The following is a 20,977-nucleotide window of genomic DNA, read 5'->3' as shown; positions in this document are numbered from 1 at the left end:
CTGTCGCGACGAAACTCGGCGGACATCCCTGTCCGCCGACCCCTGCGCGCGCTGCGCTGCTCGGTGCGTCACAAGGCACTGGAAAAGCGAACAGCAGAAGCAACTACTTCCTGCAGTCCCCTCTCCCGCGCGCGGGAGAGGGTGGTCCGTCAGGACCGGGTGAGGGGGGTGCTTTGGCTTCGATCCACAACAAAAGCCCCTCTCTCCCCTGCTTCGCAGGGACTCTCTCCCGCATGCGGGAGAGAGGAACGGCAATGGCGACATCAGCTGTTAGCGGCGAGGCGAAGCGAGCCGCTAGTTGTTGATGTTCAACCCCTGGCAGCGCCGGCTGGAGTGGCGCGCGCAGGGGTCAGCCGGACAGGACGTCCGGCTGAGCTTCGCCGCGACACGATGTCGCGTCGAAGCGACCCCGAGCACGTCGCTCCAGCCGGGGACCCGTTCGTCGCTACGCGACGAACGGGCGCGGACTTCGGGGCCTGCTTTCTTTGCTTACTTTCTTTGCAGGAGCAAAGAAAGTAAGGCCCGACCGGCAAGGTCAAAAACCCTCAGGGTTCAGCCAAACCCCGAGCGGAGCATCAAACAAAGAAAGCCCCTCTCTCCCCTCGCTACGCGAGGGACTCTCTCCCGCAGGCGGGAGAGAGGACCAACACAACGCATTTCAGGGCACGGACTGCCGTGAAACCCGCCGAACCGAAACCTCCGCAGTCCGCGGCACCGCAGCCACCCGCCCCTTCCCCCCATCCCGAAACAACCACGCCCCGAGCGCCGGCAACAGGCAGATCGCCCCGAGCATGTTGTAGAGAAACATGAACGACAGCAGCAGCCCCATGTCCGATTGCAACTTCAAGGCCGACAGCGTCCAGGTGCCGACCGCCACCGACATCGTGATCGCCGTGAACACCGCCGCGCTGCCGCGCTCCTGCATCGCCTCGGCGAACGACTCGCGGAAACAGAGCCCCGCATCCATGTGATGCCGAACGCGCTCGAACAGGTAGATGCCGTAATCCACGCCGACGCCGACGCCGAGCGCGATCACCGGCAATGTCGCGACCTTGAGCCCGATGCCGAGCACGGCCATGAAGGCATTGCAGAAGATCGACACGATGGTCAGCGGCACGATCACGCAGAGCGCCGCCTTCCACGAACGGAAGGTCAGCAGGCACAGCAGGGTCAGCGCGCCGAAGATCGCGAGCAGCATCTTCACTTCGGCTTCGGCGACGGCCTCGTTGGTCGCCGCCATCACGCCGACGTTGCCGCTGGCCAGGCGCATCGTCACGCCTTCGACCGGATTCGCCTCGATGAACTTCTTCACCTCGGCCACCGCATGCGCGATCGTCGCGCCTTCGTGGTCGTTCATGAAGATCAAGGTCTGGATCGCGCGGCAGCCCTCGGTGTTGAGCCCGAGCGCGGGTTCGAATGCGCGCGAGCCGGTCGACAGGCCGACTTCGGATCGCGGCAAGGCGCGCCAGCGCAGATTGCCTTCGTTGAACGCGGAGATCACCAGCTTGCCGATGCCCGCGACGCTCGTTACCGAGCGCACGCCCGGCACGCCGCGCATGTAAAGATCGAAGCGGTCGACGAGGCTGATGACCGGATAATGCAGGCAGGAATCGCCTTCGAAATCCGGCGCTTCGACGATCACGCTGAGCACGTCGACGCCGATGTCGTAGGAGCCTGCGATCGTGCGGCCGTCGACGTTGTAGCGCGAATTCTCGCGAAGTTCGGGCGCTCCACTGCCGGAATCGCCGACGACGAGACCGCGCGACAGCACACTGGTGCCGGCGACGAGCAGCAGGCAGACGCCGAGCACGTACAGCGCGCTGCGTTCCTCGGCGCATTTGCCGACCGCGAGCCAGACCCGGCTCAGGCCGCTGGCGCCCGAAGTGCGCCAGGGCTGCTTCCAGCTCGAAGCTTCGAGCCGGATATGCGTAAGGATGATCGGCAGGATCATCTTGTTCGTGACGATCATGAGCAGCACGCCGAGACAGGCCGTGAGCCCGAGTTCGTGCACGATCGGAATGTCGATGAACATGATCACCGCGAAGCCGAGCGCGTTCGTGAGCAGCGCGACCGAGCCCGGCACGAACAGTTTGCGGAACGAGGCGCGCGAGGCCTCGATCGCCGTCGCCCCGGCGATGATCTCGGTGCGCCAGGCGTTGGTCATCTGCACCGCGTGGCTCACGCCGATCGAGAAGATCAGGAACGGTACGAGGATCGACAGCGGGTCGATGCCGAAGCCGATCAGCGGCAGCGCGCCGAGCAGCCAAAGCACCGGCAGCAAGGCCACCGTCAGCGCGGTGAACGTGATCCTCGGCGAGCGTGTGTACCAGAACAGCAGTCCAGCCGTGATGACGAAGGCCAGCAGGAAGAAGCCGATCACGCCGAGCAGTCCGTGGATCACGTCGGCGAGCAGCTGGGCGAAGCCGATGATGCTGACTTCGATGTTCGGATCGTTGAACTGCTTGCGCAGCGCCTCGAGCCGCTTCTGCACTTCCCAGTAGTCGACCTTGCTGCCGTCGTTCGGATCGTAGTCCTGCAGGTCGGCGCGGATCAGCGCGCTCTTGAGGTCGTTGGCGACGAGCAGGCCGAGCTGGCCGGAGTTCTCGACGTTGTGGCGAACCTGCGCGAGCTGCTCGGGCGTGCGCGCGAATTCGGCCGGAACCACCGGCGCACCGCGAAAGCCGTCTTCGGTGATCTCGATGTAGTAGACGTCGGGCGTGAAGATCGACGAGACCTTGGTGCGGTTGATGCCTGGAATCGAGAACACCTCATCGGTGGCCTTCTGCATCGATTCCATGAACTCGGGGTTGTAGATGTCGCCCTGGCCTTTCCAGCGCAGCGAGATCAGCATCGTGTTCGCGCCCGAGAAGTTCTGCAGGTAGCGCATCATCGTCTTCATGTACGGATGCTCGACCGGAATCAGCTTCAGGAAGCCCGGGTCGAGCTTGAGCTGGGTCGCGCTCGCGGCGAAACCGAGGGTGAGCACGATGAAGACGACCGACAGCAGATGGCGATGCGCGATCAACAGATCGGAGCAGCGGTTGACGAAGCCTTCGAGCAATTTCACTTCGCAGCTCCTGGCTTCAGATGCAGCACCACGCCGGCTTCTCCACCGGTGATCCAGCGGCCATCGTCGAGCGCGACGATGCTCGCGAGCGCCTTGCGGCCGTCCGGACTCACGCGTGCGAACGTCGCGCCGCCATCGGTGGACTTGAGCACCGTGTTTGCATCGCCGACGAGCAGTACGCTGCCGTCCTTCGCGAGCGTCGCCGCGGAGATCGCGCCGCTCGTGGGCACCGCGAGCTTGCGCCAGTGCGTTCCGCCATCGTCGCTGCGAAACACCTGGCCGCGCATGCCGTAGGCGAGCATTGCATCGCCATTCAAGGCGAGCACGCCGAAGAACGAGCCTGCGTAGATCGAAGGCAGCGCCTTCCAGCTGTCGCCGTTGTCGGTCGAGCGCATGAGCAGGCCGCGTTCGCCGACGAGCACGAGCGCGCCCTCGGCCGCGCGCGCAACGCCGTAGACGTGACGATCTTCGCCACTGCTGCTGGCGCCGCCACCATCGTCTCCGAACGGAAACGCCTCGGGATCGGCCTGCGCAGCGGCGGGCTTTTCGGCTGCTGGTTCGTCGGCACTCAGCGAGACGCGCCGCCAGTTGCTGCCGCCATCGTCCGAAACCTGCAGCTCGCCGAAGCCGCCATAAGCGAACAGTCGCCCGTCGTAGGGGCCGGTGACGCCGAGCAGCACGCTGCCCTGTTCCGCATCGAAAGCCACTTCCTTCCAACTGCTGCCGGCATCGTCGCTGCGCAGAATCCAGCCATCGTGGCCGACCGCGATCGCGCTGCGCTCGCCAGTCGCGAGCACCTGCGTGAGCGACGATCCACGCGTGTGATCGACCCGCGCGCTGCGCCAGGGGCCTTCGGGTTTGTCCGCGATCAGGATGTTGCCTTGCTCGCCGACCGCCACGACCCGCGTGCCGACCTGGGCGAGTCCGGCGACGAGCAAGCCGTCGGGCCGGACCGTCGAAGCCGCCATCGGCGGCATCGGCCGATGCGAAAACGAATACAGTGCGGCGCACAGCACCGCGAGCGCGAAGCCGATCGCCGGCCATCCCACGCTCGCGTGGGTTTTCACCTCGTACTGCTCGATCGCTGCGGTCATCGCTCTTGCCATCTCGTCTTCCTCCAGCCTTGCCGCTGCGGTGCTTGCCGCCTCGGTCCTGATTTCGCCGCATCGCCCGGGCGCTGCGGTTTCGCCGCCTGCATCGGGCTCAGCGCGGAATCTCGAACAAGCCGGCCGCACCCATGCCGCCGCCAACGCACATCGTCACGACCACGTAGCGCACACCTCGACGCCGGCCTTCGATCAGCGCATGTCCGACCATGCGAGCGCCACTCATGCCGAACGGATGGCCGATCGCGATCGCACCGCCATCGACGTTGAGGCGCTCGTTCGGAATGCCGAGCTGGTCGCGGCAATACAACACCTGCGCCGCGAAGGCTTCGTTGAGTTCCCATAGCCCGATGTCGCCGACGCCGAGCCCATGGCGTTCGAGCAGGCGCGGAACTGCGAGCACCGGACCGATGCCCATTTCGTCGGGCCTGCAGCCTGCGACCGAACTGCCGCGATAAATGCCGAGCACTGGCAGTCCGCGATGCCGCGCTTCTTCGGCACTCATGAGCATCACGGCGGCCGCGCCATCGGAAAGCTGCGAGGCATTGCCCGCGGTGACATGCTGGCCCTGCTTCACCCATTGCCCGTCCTTCCACACCGGCTTGAGCGCGGCGAGGCTTTCGAGCGTGGTATCCGCACGCGCGCCTTCATCGCGGGCGAGCGTGACGGTCTGTTTGTCGGTCGGCTGGCCTTGCTTGTCGAACAGCTGCTTGACCACGCTGATCGGCACGATCTCGTCGTCGAAGCGGCCCGCGGCCTGTGCGGCGGCCGTGCGCTGCTGGCTTTGGAACGCGTATTCGTCCTGCGCCGCGCGCGTCACGCCGTAGCGTTCGGCGACGAGTTCGGCGGTTTCGATCATCGGGATATAGGCGGTCGGCTCGGCCGCGATCGCGGCTTCGGACACCGAGCGGTACTTGTTCTTGTGTGCGTTCTGCGTGAGAGAAATCGATTCGACGCCACCGGCGATGATGATGCGCTGCTCGCCGGCCATGATGGTCTTGGCTGCGCTCGCGATCGTCATGAGTCCCGACGAGCACTGGCGATCGAGCGTCATGCCCGGCACGCTGTCCGGCAGCCCGCCCGTGTAGGCGCAGAGCCGGCCGAGGTTGTAGCCCTGGGTTCCCTGCTGCGCCGCGCAGCCGATCAGCAGGTCTTCGATCTCATCGGGCGCGACGCCCGAGCGCTGCACGAGTGCGCGCACCACATGGCCGCCGAGCACCGGCGCTTCGGTGTCGTTGAAGGCACCGCGATACGCCTTGCCGATGGCGGTGCGTGCGACGGAGACGATGACGGCTTCGGTCACGTGTGAACCTCTCGCTAAAAGTAGTAGCGCGACAGCAGATCGACGACGCAGGCCGGCCGCGTTTCGTTCTCGATTTCGATCGTCAGTCGCGTGGTGGTCTGCAAGCCGCCGTCGCGCGTGGCTTCGGCGGCGATGAGTTCGCCGACCGCGCGGATGCGCGCGCCGCACTTCACGGCGTTCGGAAAGCGCAGCCGATCGCTGCCGACGTTGACGCCCATCTTCATGCGCACGTCGATGAGCTGGGGAAGAAAAAACGCGCACAGCGATACGGTCAGAAAGCCGTGCGCAATGGTGCTGCCGAAGGAGCTTTGTGCAGCGCGCACCGGATCGACGTGGATCCATTGATGATCGCCGGTGGCATCCGCGAAGGTGTCGATGCGCTGCTGATCGATGGTCAGCCAGGGCGTGACGCCGAGCGATTGCCCGATGGCGGCGAGCAACGATTCGGCGGATTCGAAGACGATGGGCATGCGAATCTCAGGCGCGCTGGCTCGAGGCCGAAATGGTTTCGCCGACCAGGTAGGAGGCGTAGTCCGAGGCCAGGAACACGATCACGTTGGCGATCTCCCAGACTTCGGCGGCGCGGCCGAAGGCCTCGCGACTCGCGAGCTCGCTGAGCAGCGAAGCCGGCGCGGTCTTCTTGAGATGCTCGTGAAACGCGATCGACGGCGACACCGCGTTGATGCGAATGCCGAACTCGGCCGCTTCGAGCGCCGCACAGCGCGTCAACGCCATGACGCCGGCCTTGGCCGCCGCGTAATGCGCCTGCTCCTTCTGTGCGCGCCAGCCGAGCACCGAGGCATTGTTGACGATCGCGCCCTTGCCGCGCGGCTGCATGCGCTGAAGCATCGCGCGCGTCATGCGGAACGTGCCCGTCAGCGTCACGTCGAGCACGCGATTCCATTCATCGTCACTCATGTCGACGACGCGGCGACTGCCGCCGAGGCCCGCGTTGTTGACGAGCACGTCGACGCCGCCGGTGCTGCGTTCGGCGAAATCGACGAGCGCCCGCACCTGCGGCTCCTGCGTGACATCCGCGAGCAGGCCTTCGACGACACGATCCGGAAACTCGCCACGCAGCGTGTTGAGCGCTTCACCGAGCCGGCGCTCGTGAACGTCGGCGATCACGAGCGCGCGTGCGCCTTCTTCGAGCATGCGCCGGGCAGTGGCGAAGCCGATGCCGCCTCCAGCGGCCGCGGTGACCAGCACGCTGCGGCCTGCGAGCAGTCCGTGCGGTGCGACGTATTCGGGTACGGAAGCGATGGCGGTCATGGACGGTCCAATGGGCTGATCGCAGTGTGGCCGCTTGGACGCGCTCGAAAATCAGCCGGAAGGGTGAGATTCGAACGAGGCCGCTTGCTTTGCCCCCGCTGAGGAATGTTTGCTCGTAGGCACTGGAAGCCCCTCTTTCCCCTCGCTACGCGAGGGAATCTCTCCCGCAAGGCGGGTGAGAGAAACATCAAAGAGCGGGCTTACATTGCGGGTCCCCTCTCCCGCTTGCGGGAGAGGGTGGTCCGAAGGACCGGGAGAGGGAATGCTTGGAGCACGCGCACGCTTTCCCAACGAACCCTCTCTCCCCGCCTTTGGCGGGACTCTCTCCCGCAAGCGGGAGAGAGGAAAAGCGGCAGCTATCCCTACGCCGCCGGACGCGGCTCCCTGGGCATACCGAGCCCGCGCTCCGCAATCAGATTGAGCTGAATCTCGTTGGTCCCGCCATAAATCGTGTCGGCGCGCGAGAAGAAGAACAGCTGCTGCAGCGGACGGATCCGCGGATCGTCGCTCGGCACCTCACCGGCCTCGCCGAGCACGTCCATCGCGAGCCTGCCGAGGTCGCGATGCCAGTTGCTCCAGTAATACTTGTAGATCAGCGCCTCGCGGCCGAGGCTCGTCGCCTCACCGGCCAGCATGCGCAGCGCGTTGTAGCGCAGGGTGCGCAAGCCGATGGCAGCCTGGGCGATGCGATCGCGGATCGACGGATCGCGATCTCGCCCGCAGGCCTTGGCGGCCGCGACGACGCAATCGAATTCGTGCGCGAAGCGCATCTGCTGGCCGAGCGTGGAGACGCCGCGCTCGGCTTCGAGCAGCGACATCGCCACCTTCCAGCCTTCGCCGGGCTCGCCGACGAGCGACTGCGCATCGGCGATGGCGCCGTCGAAGAAGACTTCGTTGAATTCCGAGCCGCCGCCGAGCTGGCGGATCGGCCGGATCTCGATGCCCGGCTGCGCGAGCGGCAGCAGCAGAAAGCTCAGTCCCTTGCCACCGTGGCTACCGGGCTCGCTGCGCGCGACGACGAAGATCCAGTCCGACTCGTGCGCGAGCGACGTCCAGATCTTCTGCCCGCTGACGCGCCAGCTGCCGTCGCCCTGGCGCTCGGCGCGCGTCTGCACATTGGCCAGATCGGAGCCCGCGTTCGGTTCGGAATAACCCTGCGCCCAGTACGTGCGGCCCGCGACGATGTCGGGCAGGAATCGCATCTTCTGCTCGGACGTTCCGTAGCGAATCAGCGTCGGCCCGATCAGGCCTTCGCCGATGTGGCCCATGCGGCCCGGGCCGCCGGCGCGCGCGTATTCCTCGTGAAAGATCACCTGCTGTTCGATCGATAGTCCACGGCCGCCGTATTCGACCGGCCAGCCGACGCAGGTCCAGCCTCCGGCCGCGAGTTCGCGCTCCCATTGCTTGCGCAGCTCGGGTTCGAATTCTTCGTCGCCCGGACCGCCGCGATGCTGCAGGCGCGCGAATCGCCCGCTCAGGTGCTCGCGCATCCAGGCCGCGACTTCGGCCCTGAACATCTCGTCGGCGCTCATGCGAACACGCGCTCGGCGATACGCTCGCGCAAAGCACTCGCGGTGCCCATCCAGTGCGCGCCGGCCTGGGCTCGTTTGAGATGCAGCTGCGGATCGTATTCCCAGGTGAAGCCGACGCCGCCGTGCAGCTGTATCGCTTCCTGGGCGCAGTTGAAGTAAGTGTCTTTCGCCAGGGCCAGCGCGAGTGCGCATTCGTCCGCCAGCAACCGGCACTCGCCGATGCTGGATGAGGGAGCGCTGTCGATCGAAGCAAACAGAGCCGCAGCCCCATAAACCATCGACCGCAAAGCCTCGACCTCCACCATCATTTGCGCACAGCGATGCTTGACCGCCTGAAACGAAGCGATCGACCGCCCGAACTGCTTGCGCTCGCCGACATAGGCGACCGTCATGTCGAGACAAACCTGCGCTCCACCGAGTTGTTCCGCAGCCAGACACAAGCGCGACAGCGCAGCGGCTTTCGGCACGTCTTCGCGCTTCGCGTCGAGTCGCAGCGCCGGCGCGGCTTCGAGCGCGATCGACGCGAATCGACGCGTGCGGTCCCAGCCGGCGATCGGCTCGCATCGCGCCGCTTCGGCGCGGACCGCGAACCAGCCGACGCCATCCTCGCAGCGAGCCGGCAGTAGCAGCAGCTCGGCGCTCGCTCCATCGACGAGTCGATCGACACGACCGCCCACCTGCCAGCGACCTTCCGCGCAATAAGCAGTCAACAGACTGCGAGGCTGATCACCGGCGCCGTCCGGCATCGCTGCGCTGATCCGCAAGCGACCTTCCGCAAGCTTCGGCAGCCAGCGTTCGCGTGCTGCCTCGTCGGCCGCATACAGCAGAACTGGCAAGGCCAGCGCGACGGTCGAAAAATACGGCGAGCAGAACAGCCGACGGCCCATCGGCTCGAACAACTGCACGAGCTCGACGGCGCCGAGCCCGAGCCCGCCGTGCACCTCCGGCACCGCCATCGCGCACCAACCGAGTTCCGCTGCGATGTGCTCCCAGGCCGCCGCGTCGAATCCCGCTTCCGATTCCATCGCGGCCCGTGTCCGGGCCGAGCTCGCGAGTTTCGCGAGCACCGAATCCGCGGACTCGCGGATCATGCGCTGCTCGTCGCTCAGTGCGAGGTTCATGCGCGACGCCCCACTCAGGTGCCGTAGACCTTCTGCGGCTTCTGCCCCTTCGCGATCAGGCTCTCGATCGCATCGCCGATCGCCTCGGGTTTCCAGCGCGCCTGGTTGTCGATCACCTCGCCGGTGCGCCAGCCGTCGGCGACCGAAATCTGCCCGCCCGCCACCTCGAACACGCGTCCGCTGACCTGCGCAGAAGCCGCGCTGCAGAGCCAGACCACCAGCGGCGCGACGTTGGACGGATGATAGAAATCGAAGCCCGCGTCTGGCGCTTTCATGGTGTCCGCGAACACCTGCTCGGTCATGCCGGTGCGCGCAGCCGGAGCGAGCGCGTTCGCGGTGATGCCGTAGCGCCGGAGCTCGGCCGCCTGCACGAGCGTCAGCGAGGCGATGCCGCCCTTGGCCGCCGCGTAGTTGCTCTGCCCGACCGAGCCTTGCAGACCCGCACCCGAACTCGTGTTGACGATGCGAGCGTCGACCTTCTGGCCCGTCGCCTTGACCTGATCGCGCCAGCGCTGCACGAGCGTGCTCGCGATGCAGAAATGGCCTTTCAGATGCACCTTGACGACGAGATCCCAGTCGTCCTCGCTGAGCGAGGCGAACATGCGATCGCGCACGATGCCGGCGTTGTTGACGACGCCGTGCACGTCGCCGAAGCGCGAGACGGTCGCCTCGACGATGGAGCGCGCGCCGCTCATCGAGGTGATGTCGTCTCCGTTGGCGAGCGCGGCGGGCCCGAGTTCTTCGGCGACGGCCTGCGCCGCCTCGAGCTTGATGTCGTTGACGAGCACCTTGGCGCCTGCGGCGACGAGCGCTCGCGCGTATTCGCGGCCGAGGCCCGCTCCGGCGCCGGTGACGATGATGATGCGGTCTTCGCAGATGCGGCTCATCTCACAGCCTCTCGATGATGGTCACGTTGGCTACGCCGCCGCCTTCGCACATGGTCTGCAGGCCGTAGCGGCCCTTGGTGCGTTCGAGCTCGTGCAGCAAGGTCGTCATGAGCTTGGCGCCGGTCGCGCCGAGCGGATGCGCGAGCGCGATGCCGCCGCCGTTGACGTTGGTCTGCTCGTGCGGATAGCCGGTTTCCTTGAACCAGGCCAGCACCACCGGAGCGAAGGCTTCGTTGATCTCGACGAGGTCGATGTCCGACAGCTTCATGCCGGCCTTCTTCATCGCCACGCGCGTCGCCGGGATCGGCGCCGTGAGCATGAAGATCGGATCGTCGGAATAGACGCTCAGGTGATGGATGCGCGCGCGCGGCGTGAGCCCGTAGCGCTTGAGCGCCTGCTCGGACACGATCAGTACGGCCGCGGAGGCATCGCCGGTCTGGCTCGATACGCCGGCCGTGATCGTGCCGCCCGGCGCGAGCGGTTCGAGCTTGGCCATCTGCTCAAGTGAAGTCTCGCGCGTGGTCTCGTCGTGATCGAGACCGGCGATCGGCACGATCTCGCGCGCGAAGCGGCCTTCGGCGATCGCGCGACGCGCACGCACATGGCTTTCGAGCGAGAACGCCTCCATCTCGCGACGCGAAATCTCCCACTTGTTCGCGATCAGCTGCGCGCCGTGAAACTGCGACACCGGCTCGCTGCCGAAGCGCTGCGTCCAGCCCTTGCTGCCCGAGAACGGATCGTTGAACCCGAGCGGCTGCGCGGCGAGCATCGCCGAGCTGATCGGAATCTGGCTCATGGTCTGCACGCCGCCGGCGATCACCACGTCCTGCGTTCCGCTCATGACCGCCTGCGCGGCGAAGTGAATCGCCTGCTGGCTCGATCCGCACTGGCGATCGATGGTCACGCCCGGAACGTGCAGCGGCAATCCGGCCGCAAGCCAGCTCGTGCGCGCGATGTTGCCGGCCAGCGGGCCGATCGCATCGAGGCAGCCGAAGATCACGTCGTCGTAGTCTTCGGCCGGAATCGCATTGCGCTCGACGATGGCCTTGAGCGCATGCGCGCCGAGGTCGGCGCCGTGGATGTTCGCGAGCGTTCCGCGCCGCTTGCCCGTGGGCGTGCGCAGCGCGTCGACGATGTAAGCCTGTGCCTGAGCCATCAGAAGTTCCGGTAGTCCTGCAGATTCTGGAAAGTGGTGCCCGGCCCGATCTCGACCGATTCGGCGAAGATCGCGGCGCTCACACGCTGCTTGTGGAAGATGCGATCGCCCCAGGCCGCGTCGAGCGCCCAGGCGCGCTTCATGAACATCTGCAGATCGGCCTCCCAGGTGTAGCCCATCGCGCCATGCGCCTGCAGTGCGTTGCGGGCCGCGAGTCGCGCGGCTTCACCGGCCGCGAGCTTGGCGTGCGAGACGTGCACGGCCGCATCGTCGAGTTCGTTCGCGAGCGCATAGGCCGCGCGATGCAGCACCGGCTCGGCGAACTCGATCTTCACGGCGACGTCGGCGAGCTGATGTTTGACCGCCTGGAACGAGCCGACCGGCTTGCCGAACTGCTTGCGCTGCGCCGCGTGATCGACACCGAGATCGACCATGCGCTGGGCCAGCCCGAGCAGCTGGGCCGAAAGCGCGAGCGCTCCGCGATCGAGCAGCCGCGACCACAGCGCGCGGCCGTGACGCGCCGAACACAACCGTGTCTGCGGCGACGGCGTCCACTCCACCGAATACAGGCGGCGCGAAGCGTCGATGCTCGGATGCAGGCTGCACCGCGCAGCCGAGGGCTTCAGCGCATGAATCTCGTCCTCGTGCCACATCAGCAGCAGATCGGCAAGTTCGGCATCCGCGATCAGCGGATTGATCGGATGGCCGATCGCGATGCGTGCGCTGCCCGCGGCGATGCGCGGCAGCCATTCGCGCTTGAGCGAGACGTCGGCCGGCAGGTTTTCGATCAGCCAGGCACCCAGATACGCGGTGTCGGACAGCGAATCCGGAATCGCGTAGTAGCCGAGTTCGGCCTGCACGAGCACCCAGTCGAGATCGCCGAGGCCCATGCCGCCGTGCGGCTCGGGAACCGAGATCGCGGTGAGCCCTTGATCGGCGAACTTGGCGCGCAGCTCGCGCGAACGGCCGCTACGCGTTTCCCAGATTTCGCGCAGCATTTCGGGCGCCGCCTCCACCATTAGGAATTTGCGTACCGCATCGCGGTAGGCGAGCTGTTCTTCGCTGAAAGTGAAGTCCACCCTAAACCCTCGGCAGGCCGAGCATGCGCTCGGCGATGATGTTGCGCTGGATCTCGTTGGTGCCCGCGTAGATCGGTCCGGCCTGCGAAAACAGGAAGCCGTCGAGCCAGCCGTAGCGATTGCCGAGCGCGGCGGCTTCCTCGGGCTCGGTGACGAGTTCGCCGCTCGCACCGAGGATCTGCATCGCGGTCTCGTGCATGAGCAGGTCGAGCTCGGACCAGAAGATCTTGTTGGTGCTCGCCTCGGCGCCGATCTTCGCGCCCTTGCCGAGCTTGCAGGCGGTGCGATACGTGGCGAGCGCGTAGGCCTCCGCACCCATCCAGCTGCGCATGACCGCGTCGCGGATCGCGGGGTCGGCGTCCGCGCGCTCGCGATTGCGCTGGTAGAGCTGCATCAGCATGCGCGCGGTCTGCTGGAAGCGGCCCGGCGAACGCAGCATGAGCCCGCGTTCGAAGCCGGCCGTCGCCATCGCGATGTTCCAGCCCTCGCCTTCGCCACCGAGCCGGTTCTCGACCGGCACGCGCACGTTGTCGAAGAAGATCTCGGCGAAGCCCGGCAGCCCGTTGAGCTGGCGGATCGGGCGGATCGTGATGCCCGGCAGGTTCAGCGGCAGCAGCACGAACGTCAGCCCGTGATGGCGCTGAGAATCGGGCTCGCTGCGGAACAGCCCGAACAGCCAGTCGGCCCAGACCGCGCGCGTGCTCCAGGTCTTCTGCCCGTTGAGCACGTAATGGTCGCCATCGCGAACGGCCTTGCTGCGGATCGCCGCCATGTCCGAACCCGCGCCGGGTTCGCTCCAGCCTTGGGCCCAGATGTCGTCGCCGTTGGCCATGCGCGGCAGGAAGCGCGCCTTCTGCTCGTCGGTGCCGTACTCCATGAGCGTCGGCGCGAGCAGGAAGATGCCGTTCTGGTTCACGCGCAGCGGGGCGCAGGCGTTCCAGTATTCCTCTTCGAAGATCAGCCATTCGATCAGGTCGCAGCCGCGGCCACCGAAGGCTTCGGGCCAGGTCACCGCGCTGTAGCGGCCCTTGGCGAGCTTGGCCTCCCAGGCGCGATGCTCCGCGAAGCCCTGTTCGGTATCGAAGCTCTGCAGCGGCGTCTTCGGCACATTGGCCGCGAGCCAGGCTCGCACCTCCACGCGAAACTGGCGCTGCGGCTCGGTGTATTCGAGCCTCATATCTTGGCTCCGGCACGACCATCGAATTGCGCATCGCGCTTTTCGACGAAGGCCCGGCGCGTCTCGGCCGAATCCTTGCTCATGTAAGCCTGCAAGGTGAAGCCCTGTTCCCAGCGATACTTGTCCTCGAGATTGCCGTCCTCGATGCCGTTGAGCGATTCCTTGGCGAGCCGGATCATCGGCCCGCTCTTGGCTGCGATCTTCGTCGCGATCGCAAGCGCCGCTTCGCGCAGCTGCTCGTGCGGCACCACGCGCTCGACCGCGCCGAGGCGATGCGCCTCCGCTGCGCCGATCGGCTCGCCCGTGAAGTACATCATGCGCACCTTCTGCACCGGGAACAGCCGCTGCAGGTGCGCACCGCCGCCCATCGCGCCGCGATCGACTTCGGGTACGCCGAAGCTCGCGTCATCGGCCGCGACGACGATGTCAGCCGCACCGGCCAGCCCGATGCCGCCGCCGAGCACGAAGCCGTGCACGGCCACGATCACCGGCAGCGGATTGCGATGCACGGCTTCGAAACTGCGGTAATTGCCCGCGTTGACCGAGACGATGCGGTCGGGATGCGCATCGAGCTCCTTGATGTCGACACCGGCGCAGAAGCCGCGGCCCTCGGCGCGCAGCAGGATCACGCGCGCCTCGGGCAGCCGGCCGATGCGCTCGATCTCGTCGGCCAGCGCATGCCAGCCGGCGTCGTCGAGCGCATTGACGGGCGGACGCTGAATCACCAGTTCGGCGATGCCGTCGGTGATCGTGGTGCGGAAGGGCTGGCTCATGCGGTTCTCGCCGACAGTGTCGGAATCGCGGTTGTCGGGATGGTCGCGGTCGTCGAAACCGGGGCCTGCAGACGCGACAGGCAGTGCTCGGCTTCGGCGACGATGGCCGCGATGAGTTCGGCGACCGGCGGCAGCGCGTCGATCACGGCGGCGACCTGTCCGCTCGGCAGCACGCCTTCATCGGGATGTCCGTCGACCATGGCTCGTTGAATGATGACGGGCGCGTTCGCGGCCATCATCGTCTGTATGGCCGAGTCGCCTTCGCGCATCGCGCCGGTGAAGGTCTTGAGCATGTGGCCGATCGACATGCCGGTCTGGCGTCTCCAGCTCCAGGCGCTGCGCAGCGCGACGAACAGGCGCGACGGTAGGCCGCCGCGTTCGAGCCGCAGCAGGAATTCGTTGTCGATCATGCGCTGCGGCATGCCGTCGAGCGCGGTCGAAGCGCGGATGTTCGCGGCCTCCCGCACATCGAGAAAGCGCTGCAAGGTCGCGCGCGGAACCGGCGACTCGGCCGTCATTAGAAAGCGCGTGCCCATCGCGATGCCCGCCGCGCCGAAGCCCAGCGCGCCCGCGAGTCCGCGCCCCGAATGGAAGCCGCCGGCCGCGACGACCGGAACCTTCACCGCGTCGAGCACCTGCGGCAGCAGCAGCGTGGTCGGCACGCTGCCCGTGTGACCGCCCCCCTCGCTGCCTTGCACGGTGATGAGGTCGGCACCGAGTTCGACGGCCTTTTGCGCATGCTTGAGCGCACCGACCGTCGGCATGCACAGAATGCCGGCCTGCTTGAAGCGGGCGATGGTCTTCGCATCCGGCCCGCGGCCGTAGCTGACTGCGCGAATGCGATCGCGATGCTCGATCAGCGTATCGATGACCTCGGCCGCGTTCGGCTGGAACATGTGGAAGTTGACGCCGAACGGACCTGCGCAACGCTCGCGCACGAGCGCGATCTGCTTGCGCAGCGTCGGTGTCGACATCACCGCCGCGGCGAGAAAGCCGAAGCCTCCGGCATGCGTGGTCGCGCTCACCAGATTAGCGTCGGCGACCCAGCCCATCGCGGTCTGCACGATCGGATAGCGGCAGCCGAGAGTGCGCGTCAGTTCGGTTTGCAACAGGCTCGCCGTCATCGGCTCACCCCTGTTTCTTGTTCGCGGCCGCCATCGAGCGTGCGTCCTGTCCGCCGAGGCTGTTGCCCTGCGTCAGATCGCTTTGCGCATGCGCGAAGTGATGCATGTGAAACACCGCATCCATCGCCGTGCGCTTGCCGCGCAAATCCTCGACGTGATGGATCGCCTGCTTGGTCAGCCAGAGCCCGAGCCGGCCCTTGGCGGAAAGATTCTCGGCGATCGCGCGCACTTCGCTTTCGAGCTGGTCGCGCGGCACGATGCGATTGACCATGCCGAGTTCGTAGGCGCGCTGGGCGCTCATGCGCTCGCCGAGCAGGATGAACTCCTTGGCCACGCGCGGCGGCAGCTCGAAGGCATGCGCGAAGTATTCGACGCCCGGTATGCCCATGCGCTGCACGGGGTCTTGAAAGAAGGCGTCATCACTCGCGACGATCAGGTCGCAAACCCAGGCGAGCATGAGCCCGCCCGCGATGCAGGCGCCCTGCACCATCGCGATCGTCGGCTTGGAAACGTCGCGCCAGCGCCGGCACATGCCGAGGTAGACCTCCTGCTCGCGCGTATAGAGCAGCTCGGCTCCGGGCTTGTTGACGTGCTCGGGCAGCAGGTGCACGCGGTCGAAGGACTTGTGCAGGTCGCGGCCCGGCGTGCCGATGTCGTGCCCGGCCGAGAAGTGCTTGCCGGCGCCCGCGAGCACGATGAGCTTGACCGCATCGTCGTCGACCGCGCGCCGGAACGCGGCGTCGAGCGCGTAGGTCATCTGCGAGTTCTGCGCGTTGTTGTACTGCGGCCGATTCATCGTGATCCAGGCCGTCGCATCCTCGACGCGATAGAGAACGGCCTCGTCGGTCTCGTACTGAATCTCAACGGTCTTTGGCTCGATGAGATCGCTCATGCGCCGACCTGCGTGCTCGCGCGCAATGCAGGCGGATTGTTCTTGAGCTGAGCGGCCCGCAGATTGTGCGGATCGAGCCGGGCGATCAGCGCGAGCTGCTGCGCATCGGGCAAGGCGGTTTCGCCGAGATCGGCGGCACGCTGCAGCGGAAAACCGGTAGCGGCCTGCACTTGATCGAAGCTCACGCCCGGATGCAGCGAGCGCACGCGCATCGCCGGGCTGCCGTCATCGGTACGTGCTTCGAAATCGAGCACGCACAAGTCGGTAACGATGCGCCGCAGATCGATGAAGGCCGTGTTCATGCCTTCGGAGAAGCGCTCGCGCCGATAGCCGACGCCCGAGACCATGTCGACTTCGCCGGAGACGAACACGCGCGTGTTGTGCTGCGGCACGAACATCGAATTGATGTGGCAGAGGCTGTTGCCCGGCAGGCCGCGCACGCCGAGCATCGCAGCCTTGGGCTTGGCGTAGTCGCCGACCACCGACAGGTTGCTCTGCCCCCAGCGATCGATCTGCGTCGGCCCGATCATGGCGTGGCGGCGGCCGCCCCAGACGCATTCGAACACGCGATCGAACGGCAGATAGCCTTCATAGCGCGGTACGTAATCCCCACGCGGTCCGAGCGGAACCGGCTCGGATACCAGATAGGCCTCGCTGTCCGTCATGAGCAGCTCGGGCGAGTGCGTGAGCTTGGCGAGGCTCGCGCCGAGACGTGGAATCACGCCGATGCCCGAGGCCAGCAGTTCGCCGTTGTCGCGCCAGGCTTCGCTCGCGGCGACGATCATGAGTTCGGCCAATGAGATGGTTTCGTGGCTCATGTCAGAACATCGGCTGGCGCAGGCGGCCGAGGCGTTCGGCTCCACCGATGCGGTTCAGATATTCGGCCTCGCCGCGCGAGACGAATTCCTCGACGTAGCGCTGCCAGCCACCGTCCTCGGCCGCGCTCGCGCCGTAACGTTTCAGATGATCGAGATCCCAGCCGTAATCGGGGCCCAAGTACGTCGGATGCGCGCCGCCCCTGGCTTCGACGACACCGCGCACGAGATAGCGCTCGAAGCCATTCTGGCGCGCGTCTTCGGCGCCCAGTTCGAGCTTGTCGCGCAGGCGCTCGGTGCTCACGTAGCAGGCATCGGCCGCGCGCGCGAACAGGGGATCGAAGAAGGTATCGGCCCCGCGCAGGAGCGTATTGCCGAGCCGATCGGCCTCATTGACGTGCAGCAGGGCCGCATCGAGCTTGAGCGCCGGCATCGCGACGTAGACTTCGCCGTCGTCGTACGGTGAGCGCACCGTCTTCAGGCGCGGGCTGCGCGCGAGCACGTCGCTGCCGAGGCCGACGCGCGTCGGCAGAAACGACATGCGCATCGCGGCCGCGCGCAGGCCCCACTGGAACATGCCCTCGTCGTATTCCTCGATCTCGATCGCCCCGCTCTCGCGCGCCTTGCGGTAATACGGTTCGAGCGGAATCGCGTCGAGCGTGACGAAGGCGAAGATCAGCTTGCGGACCTTGCCGGCCGCGCAGAGCATGCCGACATCGGGCCCGCCGTAGCTGACCACGGTCAGATCGCGCAGCGGCGAGCGCAGGATTTCGCGCACGAGCGCCATCGGCTTGCGGCGTGGCCCCCAGCCACCGATACCGAGCGTCATGCCGCTGCGCAGTTCGGCGACGACTTCGGCTGCGGTCTTCTGTTTGTTCAGTGCCATGTGTTTTCGTGAGCGCGCGGGCAATCAGGCGAAGCCGACCGAAAAATCGTGGCCCCAGATCGACACCTGCTGGGTCTGCGTGGTCTGCCAGGTCGCCGGATCGACTTCGATGCCGCCCCAGCCGTATTCGAGCGCGAAGCCGCCCGGCGTCATCATGTAGAACGAGGTCATGCGATCGTTCTCGTGCTGGCCGAGCGTCGCCATGAGCTTGACGCCGTGCTCGATGCGGCGCTGATCCGCGCGTTCGACCTCGGCCTTGTCCTCGACTTCTAGCATCACGTGCACGCAGCCGCTGGGGCTCGGCATTTCGGCGAGCGCAAGGCTGTGATGGCGGCCACTCGCCGCATGCAGGAAGTAGATGCGCATGCTTGGCGCGTCGGGCGCCGGCTGAAAAACGAAAATGTCCGACAGCCCGAAGCCAAGCACTTCGCGAAAGAACTTGAGGCTCGCATCGAAGTTCAGCGTCGGCAGCACCGTGTGGCCGACACCGAACCTGCCGGTCTTGAAGCGCACGCCGATTGGCGAAACGAAAGCCGACTCGCCGCCGGTGCGCCCACAACTGAGCTCGTGAACATTGCCGGATGGATCGACGAAGCTCGCGAGCGCTTCGACCTGGCGTGCAGCAAGGGTCTGCGCATCGGCCGGCGTGACTTCGACGCCGGCCGCGCGCACCGCAGCGACGGTCGCCTCGAACGCGGCGCGATCCGGCAGCTCCCAGCCCGAGGCGTAATAGCGATCCTCGTCGCCCGGCACGATGGCGATGCGGTACGCGCGCTCGTCGAGCTTCAGGTACAGCCCGCCGTCGGGCGCCGGCGCGGCCTGCGCACCGAGCACCTGTTCGGCATAGCGCTGCCAGGCCGGAACGTTTCTGCTTTGCGCGACGAAGTAAGCGAGCGCCTGTATGGATGAGGCCATGGCGAATCGGCACCGGATGCGGGTTCGAGGCCATTATCGAGACGGCCCCTGTCGCACTCTTCATCCGATGGGGTGAGGCTCGGCGCAGGCGCTTGGCCGAGTCTGGCGGCCTCTTCCGACGCCACAGGAGCCTTGCGATGTCCGCCGACGAGCTCGCCTCGCGCTGGGACTTGCCGATCGAGCCGCCGCTCACGGTCGACCCCGGACAGCATCCCTGGAGCGAGGCCGCCGACCTGGTCGTGGTCGGCGTCGGTGGAGCCGGCATCGCCGCCGCGCTCGAAGCGCTGGAGCGCGGCGCCAGCGTGATCGCGCTCGATCGCTACGGACTCGGCGGATCGACCAAGGCCAACGGCGGCGTGTTCTATGCCGGCGGCGGCACCGCCATCCAGCGCCAGGCCGGCGAGCAGGACACGGCCGAGGAGATGTTCCGCTACCTCAAGATCGAAACCGACGGCGTGGTGCAGGACGAAACCCTGCGCCGCTTCTGCGACGAGAGCGTCGAGACCGTCGACTGGCTGCTGCGGCACGGAGCCCAGCTCAGCAGCGCCTTGTGCAAGGACAAGACCTCGTACCCGCCGCTCGACAAGTTCCTCTATCACTCCGACAGCTCGCTGGCCGCGCCCTATGCGCGACTGGCCAAGCCGGCGGCGCGCGGACATCGCGGCTACACCACCAACGGCAAGAAAGCCTGGGGACTCGGCGGCGCGATCTACGATCCGCTGCGCGAGGCGGCGCTGAAGCTCGGGCTGAAACTGCATGTGCATGCGGAGGCACAGCAGCTCGCGATCGATGCGGGCGGTCGCGTCGTCGGCGTGAAGGCGCTCGTGATTCCGGCCGATTCGCCGGCGCATGCGGCCTACGCGCGCTGCATCGCTGCAGCCTCTCAGTGGCTCGGCGCCCTGCCGCCGAGCTTTCCGCTCGCCGGACTCACGCAGCGCATCGGCCAGCGCTACCTGCGCAAGGCCGCGGCGATCGAGCGCCAGCATCGCGTGCCGCGCTGGTATCGCGCGCGTCACGGCGTGCTGTTGTCGACCGGCGGCTTCGTGATGAATCGCAAGATGATCGGCGAGCTCGCGCCGAAATACAGCGCCGGCATGCCGCTCGGCACGCTCGGCGACACCGGCAGCGGCATCGCGTTAGGCGTCGGCGCCGGCGGCGCCTTCGATCTGCCGCATCGCATCAGTGCCTGGCGCTTCATCAATCCGCCGCTGGCCTGGGCCAAGGGCGCGCTCGTGAACCAGCGCGGCGAACGCTTCGTCAACGAGATGCTGTACGGCGCGAGCATCGGCGACGCGATGGTCGAGCGTAACGGCGGCAAGGCCTGGATCGTGCTCGACGCGAGGCTGCGCCGCGATGCGATGGCGCAGGCGCGCGATCCGTCGACGGTGCCATTCCAGCGCGATGTCGCGCTCGTGAATCTGTGGTTCAACGCCAAGCAGGCACCGACGCTAACTGCACTGGCCGATCGCATCGGCTTCGATCGCGAAACGCTGGCCAGGACGATCGCCGACTACAACAAGGCTGCACGCGGCGAGATCGACGACGCCTTCGAAAAGCGCAGCGGCGAATGCGCCGAAATCAGCGAAGGCCCGTTCTATGCGATAGACGCCTCGATCGATTCGAAGTGGCTGCCGCTGCCGACGATGACCGTCGGTGGCCTGCGCGTCGACGAGCGACGCGGCCTGGTCCGTCGCGCCGATGACAGCACGATCGACGGCTTGTATGCGGCCGGCAGAACGGCGGTCGGCATCTGCTCGAACATCTACGTCAGCGGACTCTCGTACGCGGACTGCGTGTTCTCGGGCCGCAGGGCCGCGCGTGATGTCGCCGCCGCACTCGCTGGCGACGCACGCCAGACCGCCGAAGCCTGAG

The 20,977-nt window shown here is 66.7% G+C and carries 18 protein-coding genes; 1 reads left to right on the top strand and 17 read right to left on the bottom strand.

Annotation, left to right across the window (positions count from 1 at the left end; genetic code table 11):
- Positions 1–658 precede the first annotated feature (658 nt).
- From AC3WUM_RS18730 to AC3WUM_RS18650, 17 genes are all read right to left on the bottom strand, one after another.
- Positions 659–3,067: an efflux RND transporter permease subunit gene (locus tag AC3WUM_RS18730; protein ID WP_492412104.1), complete on the bottom strand. Its 2,409-nt coding sequence runs from the start codon at positions 3,065–3,067 to the stop codon at positions 659–661.
- Positions 3,064–4,173, bottom strand: a complete 1,110-nt coding sequence (locus AC3WUM_RS18725) for a WD40/YVTN/BNR-like repeat-containing protein (RefSeq protein ID WP_492412102.1) — start codon at positions 4,171–4,173, stop codon at positions 3,064–3,066. Before AC3WUM_RS18725 ends, AC3WUM_RS18730 begins: the two co-directional genes overlap by 4 nt.
- A 97-nt stretch (positions 4,174–4,270) precedes the next feature.
- A complete protein-coding gene (locus AC3WUM_RS18720) occupies positions 4,271–5,476 on the bottom strand; it encodes an acetyl-CoA C-acyltransferase (RefSeq protein ID WP_492412101.1) in 1,206 nt (401 codons plus the stop codon).
- 14 nt (positions 5,477–5,490) lie between these two features.
- A complete protein-coding gene (locus AC3WUM_RS18715) occupies positions 5,491–5,946 on the bottom strand; it encodes a MaoC family dehydratase (protein ID WP_492412098.1) in 456 nt (151 codons plus the stop codon).
- A gap of 7 nt (positions 5,947–5,953) precedes the next feature.
- Complete coding sequence (locus tag AC3WUM_RS18710; RefSeq protein WP_492412096.1) at positions 5,954–6,748, bottom strand: SDR family oxidoreductase; 795 nt, start codon at positions 6,746–6,748, stop codon at positions 5,954–5,956.
- A 362-nt stretch (positions 6,749–7,110) separates the two neighbouring features.
- Complete coding sequence (locus tag AC3WUM_RS18705) at positions 7,111–8,280, bottom strand: acyl-CoA dehydrogenase family protein (RefSeq protein WP_492412094.1); 1,170 nt, start codon at positions 8,278–8,280, stop codon at positions 7,111–7,113.
- Positions 8,277–9,401, bottom strand: a complete 1,125-nt coding sequence (locus tag AC3WUM_RS18700; RefSeq protein WP_492412092.1) for an acyl-CoA dehydrogenase family protein — start codon at positions 9,399–9,401, stop codon at positions 8,277–8,279. Before AC3WUM_RS18700 ends, AC3WUM_RS18705 begins: the two co-directional genes overlap by 4 nt.
- 14 nt (positions 9,402–9,415) lie before the next feature.
- Positions 9,416–10,288 carry an SDR family oxidoreductase gene (locus AC3WUM_RS18695; RefSeq protein WP_492412090.1) on the bottom strand — a complete coding sequence of 291 codons (873 nt, stop codon included), beginning with the start codon at positions 10,286–10,288 and terminating at the stop codon, positions 9,416–9,418.
- 1 nt (position 10,289) lies between these two features.
- Positions 10,290–11,444 carry an acetyl-CoA C-acetyltransferase gene (locus tag AC3WUM_RS18690; RefSeq protein ID WP_492412088.1) on the bottom strand — a complete coding sequence of 385 codons (1,155 nt, stop codon included), beginning with the start codon at positions 11,442–11,444 and terminating at the stop codon, positions 10,290–10,292.
- Positions 11,444–12,523 carry an acyl-CoA dehydrogenase family protein gene (locus AC3WUM_RS18685; protein ID WP_492412087.1) on the bottom strand — a complete coding sequence of 360 codons (1,080 nt, stop codon included), beginning with the start codon at positions 12,521–12,523 and terminating at the stop codon, positions 11,444–11,446. Before AC3WUM_RS18685 ends, AC3WUM_RS18690 begins: the two co-directional genes overlap by 1 nt.
- A gap of 1 nt (position 12,524) precedes the next feature.
- Complete coding sequence (locus tag AC3WUM_RS18680; RefSeq protein ID WP_492412085.1) at positions 12,525–13,700, bottom strand: acyl-CoA dehydrogenase family protein; 1,176 nt, start codon at positions 13,698–13,700, stop codon at positions 12,525–12,527.
- The gene (locus AC3WUM_RS18675; protein WP_492412083.1) at positions 13,697–14,473 is read right to left on the bottom strand and encodes an enoyl-CoA hydratase family protein; all 777 of its coding nucleotides are present in this window, start codon (positions 14,471–14,473) and stop codon (positions 13,697–13,699) included. The genes AC3WUM_RS18680 and AC3WUM_RS18675 overlap by 4 nt, the downstream gene beginning before the upstream one ends.
- Positions 14,470–15,597, bottom strand: coding sequence for an NAD(P)H-dependent flavin oxidoreductase (locus tag AC3WUM_RS18670; RefSeq protein ID WP_492412081.1), 1,128 nt, complete (start codon positions 15,595–15,597; stop codon positions 14,470–14,472). Before AC3WUM_RS18670 ends, AC3WUM_RS18675 begins: the two co-directional genes overlap by 4 nt.
- Positions 15,598–15,601: 4 nt before the next feature.
- Positions 15,602–16,489 (bottom strand): enoyl-CoA hydratase, encoded by an 888-nt coding sequence (locus tag AC3WUM_RS18665; protein WP_492412079.1) that lies wholly within the window; start codon positions 16,487–16,489, stop codon positions 15,602–15,604.
- Positions 16,486–17,307 (bottom strand): CoA-transferase subunit beta, encoded by an 822-nt coding sequence (locus AC3WUM_RS18660; protein ID WP_492412078.1) that lies wholly within the window; start codon positions 17,305–17,307, stop codon positions 16,486–16,488. The genes AC3WUM_RS18665 and AC3WUM_RS18660 overlap by 4 nt, the downstream gene beginning before the upstream one ends.
- Before the next feature lies 1 nt (position 17,308).
- Positions 17,309–18,184: a CoA transferase subunit A gene (locus AC3WUM_RS18655; RefSeq protein WP_492412274.1), complete on the bottom strand. Its 876-nt coding sequence runs from the start codon at positions 18,182–18,184 to the stop codon at positions 17,309–17,311.
- Positions 18,185–18,214: 30 nt separating this feature from the next.
- On the bottom strand, positions 18,215–19,105 hold the full coding sequence (locus tag AC3WUM_RS18650; RefSeq protein WP_492412076.1) for a VOC family protein: 891 nt from the start codon (positions 19,103–19,105) through the stop codon (positions 18,215–18,217).
- Between the two features lie 137 nt (positions 19,106–19,242).
- Between AC3WUM_RS18650 and AC3WUM_RS18645 the strand changes: the two genes are divergently transcribed.
- Entirely contained in the window at positions 19,243–20,976 is a 1,734-nt protein-coding gene (locus tag AC3WUM_RS18645; protein WP_492412074.1) for an FAD-binding protein, read from the top strand.
- Position 20,977: the final 1 nt, after the last annotated feature.

The sequence above is a fragment of the Hydrocarboniphaga sp. FW305-C-57 genome (assembly GCF_058783045.1).
The sequence above is the reverse complement of the archived record's forward strand: the minus strand, read 5'-3'. Positions and strand labels throughout refer to the sequence as shown.